Source organism: Streptomyces sp. NRRL B-24572, assembly GCF_002156145.1.
GTDB classification, from domain to species: Bacteria; Actinomycetota; Actinomycetes; order Streptomycetales; family Streptomycetaceae; genus Streptomyces; species Streptomyces vietnamensis.
In genome coordinates this window covers 1-2,666 of record NZ_MWIG01000904.1, presented here as the reverse complement: position 1 = coordinate 2,666, position 2,666 = coordinate 1, and the positions used below count along the sequence as shown (strand labels likewise).

Below are 2,666 nucleotides of genomic sequence, written 5' to 3'. Positions count from 1 at the left end.
GCCGAGGAGCTCCTCGGCGTGGGCGCTGTCGAGGACGGTCGCGATGCCGACGCTGGTCGACACGGACACGGCGCCGTCGGTGAGGTGGAACGGCTGGCTGAGGGTGTGCACGATCTCGGCCGCGAGGGCCTCGGCGTCGCGGGGTTCGCGGGCGCCCTCGATGAGGACGGCGAACTCGTCGCCGCCGAGCCGGGCTGCGGTGTCGGTGAGCCGCAGGACCGAGGTGAGGCGGCGGGCGACGGCGACGAGGAGTTCGTCGCCGACCGAGTGCCCCATGGTGTCGTTGACGACCTTGAAGTCGTCGAGGTCGACGAAGAGCATGCAGGTCAGGGTGGACTCGCGGCGGCCGCGGAGCAGTGCCCGCTCGATGCGTTCGAGGAGCAGGACCCGGTTGGGCAGACCGGTGAGGGAGTCGTGGAACGCGCGGTGGGTCAGCTCCCGTTCCAGTTTCCGCTGCTCGGTCACGTCGCGGAGGGTGAGGACGAGGCCGTGGACGGTCCGCTCGTTGCGCAGGTTGCTGCAGCGGACCTCGACCTCCAGTTCGCCGGAGCCGCCGTGGAGCAGCTTCCAGTCGTCCCGGGGGTTGGCGGAGCCGTGGGCGCGGGCGTCGGCGAGGACGCGCAGGGCGCTCGCCGTGTCGGCGGGGGCGAGGACGTCGGTGATCGGGGTGCCGGGCAGCAGGGAGCGGCCGAACATGGACTCGGCGGAGGGGCTGGCGTACCGGACGGTGTCGTCGTCGTCGACGATCAGGATGACGTCCGAGGTGTTGTGCACGAGGGTACGGAAGTAGGCCTCGCTGGTACGGCGGTTGACCTCCTCGCTCAGCCCGAAGCGTTCGAGGGCCAGGGCCGCCTGGGAGGCGAGGGACTGGGCGGATCCCATGATCTCCGCGAGCTTCTTCTCGGGGCCCGCGAGGAGCAGTACGCCGAGCAGCGGTTCGCGTCCCGCCGGGGCCTGGAGCTCCAGGGGGCAGAGCAGGACGTGGGTCGCGGACGTGACCTCGGCGGCGAGGACCGGGGCGAGCCGGGTCACGGGGATCAGCCGGGCGCCGTCGGCGACGTGCCCGGGCCAGGCCGTGCCGGGCGGCCCGAGCAGCTCGTCGGTGCGGCAGCTCCAGGGATGCTCCGCGGTGGCCACGGCGTTGAGGCCGCCCCGACGGTCCCGGGTGAGGAGGAGGACCTGGTGCTCGGTGCCCGCGCCGAAGAGGGTGGCCGAGGCCGTCTCGACCGCGCCGGCGACCTCGCGGGGGCTGAGGGCGGCGACCAGGGAGGCGGCGGCGACCCTGAGGCTGCGCTCGCGCGCCTCGGCCTTGCCGTGGTCGTTCATCATGCCCCAGAGCCGGACGAGGACCAGCAGGAACATGAGCGCCGAGAAGATCGCGATGACGGCGATGTCCTTGTTCTGGTCGTGGCGCAGCGACTGGACGAGCAGCAGGGCGGGGGCGACGAGCGAGGCGCCGGCGAGCAGCGCGAGGCGCCGCTCGGCGGTGCCGGAGGCCGGTTCGGGGGCGGGTTCGGTGAGGCCGGTCATGGAGGGGTGGAGGGCGGCGAGGCCCCAGGCGGTGAAGAAGACGACCCAGCCCAGGTCCCAGGGGGTGCCGACCATCCAGGTGCCCTTGAGCTGGAGGATGCCGTAGATGACGTCGGAGGCGAGGATGCCGCAGGTGCCCAGGGTGAGGAGCTGGACGGACCGGGAGCGCAGACCGCCGGGCACGAGCAGCCGGGCGAGCATCGCGAGCATCAGGACGTCGCCGAGGGGATAGGCGATGGAGATGGCCTTCTCGGTCCAGGTCATGCCCTCGCTCCTGGCGAGCGGGGTGATGAGGTTGACCCAGCCGAGCAGGGCGAGGCCGGAGGTGAGGATCAGCGCGTCGAGGACGACGCCGAGGTCGCGGCCGACGGCCCGGTAGCGGATGAATCCGAAGAGGCCGATGGCGAACAGCGGGTAGGTGGCCAGGTAGAGGGCGTCGGCGACGGACGGGAAGGGTCTGGTCTGGCCGAAGAAGGCCTCCAGGGCGTTGTAGGCGGTGTCGCCGCCGACGAAGGTGAGGTTGGCCGCGGCGAGCACCAGCCAGGGCCAGCGTTTGGCGGGCCGGTTCAGCCGGACGCCGACCAGGATGGCGATGACTCCGCCGAGCCCGATGAGCGCCCACAGGATGGTGTGGCGGGAGGGGACTTCCAGGTACGCGACGGTCAGCAGGGTCACGATCAGGAGGTACACGAGGGTCCAGCGGCGCAGTGCCCCGGACATGGTGGCCGTCCGGTTCGGTTGGCACAGCGGCATCGTCGACCGCCCCCTTGCCGGGTCGGACGCCGTCGGAAGCGTCCTGGTCTCGGGCATGGGCCCCGTGTTGTGTCCATTCTCCGAGGCCCCCGGGGCGGCTGCATCTCGGCATCCGGTGCCCGTCTTCCCGCGTCAGGAGGAGGCGCGGACCACCAGCTCGGTGGGCAGCATCCGGCGGGGCTGGTCGTCCGGGTCGCTGGGCGCGGCGATCTCCTGGAGGAGCAGGCGCGCCATGGTCCGGCCCATCTCCTCGATGGGCTGGCGCACGCTCGTCAGCGGCGGGTCCATCAGCCGCGCGACGGCCGAGTCGTCGACGCCGACGAGGGCCACGTCCTCCGGCACCCGGCGGCCCGCCTCGCGCAGGACGCTCCGCGCGCCGGCGG

2 protein-coding genes are annotated in these 2,666 nt (G+C 72.7%); both read right to left on the bottom strand.

All coding sequences use genetic code 11. From position 1 onward, the window contains the following. A partial coding sequence (locus tag CCN56_RS45295) for a diguanylate cyclase domain-containing protein (RefSeq protein ID WP_256962383.1) occupies positions 1-2,250 on the bottom strand: 2,250 nt, incomplete at its 3' end. 165 nt (positions 2,251-2,415) lie between these two features. Continuing rightward, positions 2,416-2,666: substrate-binding domain-containing protein (locus tag CCN56_RS38025; RefSeq protein ID WP_179200140.1), on the bottom strand; the 251-nt coding region annotated here is incomplete at its 5' end.